Source organism: Flavobacterium arabinosi, from assembly GCF_048158725.1.
GTDB lineage: Bacteria > Bacteroidota > Bacteroidia > Flavobacteriales > Flavobacteriaceae > Flavobacterium > Flavobacterium arabinosi.
In genome coordinates this window covers 1-3,483 of sequence record NZ_JBLNKX010000018.1, presented here as the reverse complement: position 1 = coordinate 3,483, position 3,483 = coordinate 1, and the positions used below count along the sequence as shown (strand labels likewise).

1 tRNA gene and 2 rRNA genes are annotated in these 3,483 nt (G+C 46.6%); all 3 read left to right on the top strand.

The window, feature by feature from the left end:
• Positions 1-35: 35 nt before the first annotated feature.
• The 3 genes from ACM55K_RS17400 to rrf all read left to right on the top strand — a co-directional run bounded on the left by ACM55K_RS17400 (position 36) and on the right by rrf (position 3,449).
• A tRNA-Ala gene (locus ACM55K_RS17400) sits at positions 36-109 on the top strand.
• 198 nt (positions 110-307) lie between these two features.
• Positions 308-3,193, top strand: a 23S ribosomal RNA gene (locus tag ACM55K_RS17395).
• A gap of 146 nt (positions 3,194-3,339) precedes the next feature.
• Positions 3,340-3,449, top strand: a 5S ribosomal RNA gene (rrf, locus tag ACM55K_RS17390).
• Positions 3,450-3,483: the final 34 nt, after the last annotated feature.

The window sequence follows — 3,483 nt, the reverse complement described above, 5'->3', positions numbered from 1 at the left end:
TTCATAATTCATAATTCACAATTCATAATTAGATTGGGGGATTAGCTCAGCTGGCTAGAGCGCCTGCCTTGCACGCAGGAGGTCAACGGTTCGACTCCGTTATTCTCCACAAATCAATTGAAAGATTGAAGAATTGAAAAATTTAAAGATTTTGTAATCATTAAATAATTTAATTTTTAAATCATTTAATTAGATAAAGTTCATTGACATATTGAGATAAGAAAATAATAAAAAGTAGAAAGCATTTTTTGCTTGTTTATTTATAGACAAGTAAAAGAAACGGTCCTAATTAATTTTAGGATTGGTACAATAAGCAAAATAAGGGCGTATGGGGGATGCCTTGGCTCTCAGAGGCGATGAAGGGCGTGATAAGCTGCGAAAAGCTACGGGGATTGGCACACACGATATGATCCGTAGATACCCGAATGGGGCAACCCACTATGTTGAAGACATAGTACACCGATAGGTGGGCAAACCCGCTGAACTGAAACATCTAAGTAGGCGGAGGAGAAGAAAACAAAAGTGATTCCGTAAGTAGTGGCGAGCGAACGCGGATTAGCCCAAACCAATGTTGTTACGGCAATATTGGGGTTGTAGGACCACGACATTTGTTGCGGATAGAATTAGAATCTACTGGAAAGTAGAGCCAAAGAAGGTGATAGCCCTGTATAAGTAATAGAAGATAACGATAGTGGTATCCTGAGTAGGGCGGGACACGAGAAATCCTGTCTGAATTTGGCGGGACCATCCGCTAAGGCTAAATACTCCTGAGAGACCGATAGTGAACCAGTACCGTGAGGGAAAGGTGAAAAGAACCGTGAATAACGGAGTGAAATAGATCCTGAAACCATACGCTTACAAGCGGTCGGAGCCCTTTCGTGGGGTGACGGCGTGCCTTTTGCATAATGAGCCTACGAGTTAACGTTGCTGGCAAGGATAAGTGGTTAAGCCACGGATCCGTAGCGAAAGCGAGTCTGAATAGGGCGCTTTAGTCAGTAGTGTTAGACGCGAAACCGTGTGATCTACCCATGGGCAGGATGAAGCGCTGGTAACACAGTGTGGAGGTCCGAACCGGTTGACGTTGAAAAGTCTTCGGATGACCTGTGGGTAGGGGTGAAAGGCCAATCAAACTCGGAAATAGCTCGTACTCCCCGAAATGCATTTAGGTGCAGCGTTATGCGTAAAGTTATATAGAGGTAGAGCTACTGATTGGATGCGGGGGCTTCACCGCCTACCAATTCCTGACAAACTCCGAATGCTATATAATGTTTCATAACAGTGAGGGCTTGGGTGCTAAGGTCCAAGTCCGAGAGGGAAAGAACCCAGACCATCAGCTAAGGTCCCCAAATATATACTAAGTTGAAAGAACGAGGTTTGTCTGCCCAGACAGCTAGGATGTTGGCTTGGAAGCAGCCATTCATTTAAAGAGTGCGTAACAGCTCACTAGTCGAGCGGACGAGCATGGATAATAATCGGGCATAAGTATATTACCGAAGCTATGGATTTCGTATTTATTTACGGAGTGGTAGGGGAGCATTCTCACAGGGTAGAAGGTGTATCGTAAGGTATGCTGGACCGGTGAGAAAAGAAAATGTAGGCATAAGTAACGATAATGCGGGCGAGAAACCCGCACACCGAAAGACTAAGGTTTCCACAGCTATGCTAATCAGCTGTGGGTTAGTCGGGACCTAAGGCGAACCCGAAAGGGACAGTCGATGGACAACGGGTTAATATTCCCGTACTAGTTATTACTGTGATGGGGTGACGGAGTGATGAAAGCGCCGCGAACTGACGGAATAGTTCGTTGAAGTACCTACCTATAAGCTGCGCAGGCAAATCCACGCGGCTTGGGGAAATACGATAGTACTCGGAGACTTCGGTTGAAGAGATAGTGCGCCTAAGGGCTTCCAAGAAAAACCTCTAAACTTCAGGTAATAAGTACCCGTACCGCAAACCGACACAGGTAGTCGAGGAGAGAATCCTAAGGTGCTCGAGAGATTCATGGCTAAGGAATTAGGCAAAATAGACCCGTAACTTCGGGAGAAGGGTCGCCAGCAGCAATGCTGGCCGCAGTGAAGAGGTCCAGGCGACTGTTTATCAAAAACACAGGGCTCTGCAAAATCGTAAGATGAAGTATAGGGCCTGACACCTGCCCGGTGCTGGAAGGTTAAGAGGAGATGTTATCTTCGGAGAAGCATTGAATTGAAGCCCCAGTAAACGGCGGCCGTAACTATAACGGTCCTAAGGTAGCGAAATTCCTTGTCGGGTAAGTTCCGACCTGCACGAATGGTGTAACGATCTGGACACTGTCTCAGCCATGAGCTCGGTGAAATTGTAGTAGCGGTGAAGATGCCGCTTACCCGCAGTGGGACGAAAAGACCCTGTGCACCTTTACTATAGCTTAGTATTGACCTTGGATAAATGATGTGTAGGATAGGTTGGAGACTGTGAAGTGGCGTCGCTAGGCGTTGTGGAGTCATTGTTGAAATACAACCCTTTGTTTATCTGAGGCCTAACCCCGCTTTGCGGGGGACATTGCTTGGTGGGTAGTTTGACTGGGGTGGTCGCCTCCAAAAGAGTAACGGAGGCTTCTAAAGGTTCCCTCAGTACGCTTGGTAACCGTGCGTAGAGTGCAATGGCATAAGGGAGCTTGACTGAGAGACATACAGGTCGATCAGGTACGAAAGTAGAGCATAGTGATCCGGTGGTTCCGCATGGAAGGGCCATCGCTCAAAGGATAAAAGGTACGCCGGGGATAACAGGCTGATCTCCCCCAAGAGCTCATATCGACGGGGGGGTTTGGCACCTCGATGTCGGCTCGTCACATCCTGGGGCTGGAGAAGGTCCCAAGGGTTGGGCTGTTCGCCCATTAAAGTGGCACGCGAGCTGGGTTCAGAACGTCGTGAGACAGTTCGGTCTCTATCTACTGTGGGCGCAAGAAATTTGAGTGGATCTGATTCTAGTACGAGAGGACCGAATTGGACAAACCTCTAGTGTATCTGTTGTTCCGCCAGGAGCATCGCAGAGTAGCTACGTTTGGAAGGGATAAGCGCTGAAAGCATATAAGCGCGAAACCCACCACAAGATGAGATTTCTTTTAAGGGTCGTAGGAGATGACTACGTTGATAGGCTATAGATGTAAAGGCAGTAATGTCATAGTCGAGTAGTACTAATAACCCGTAAGCTTATGTACGCTTTTCCCCGGGGCAACCCGGGGAAGAAACTTTCTAATACTTTTTATTTTCTTTATCTCAGTATGTTAAGATATTACTATAATTATGAATTGATAAATTATCAATTGTTAATTATAGATAATTGCCCAAAGCAATTATAACCTCTTAAGGTGGTTATTGCGGCGGGGCTCACCTCTTCCCATCCCGAACAGAGTAGTTAAGCCCGCCTGCGCAGATGGTACTGCAGTTATGTGGGAGAGTATGTCGTCGCCTTTCTTTGAAAAGCCTATCTGAAAAGATAGGCTTTTTT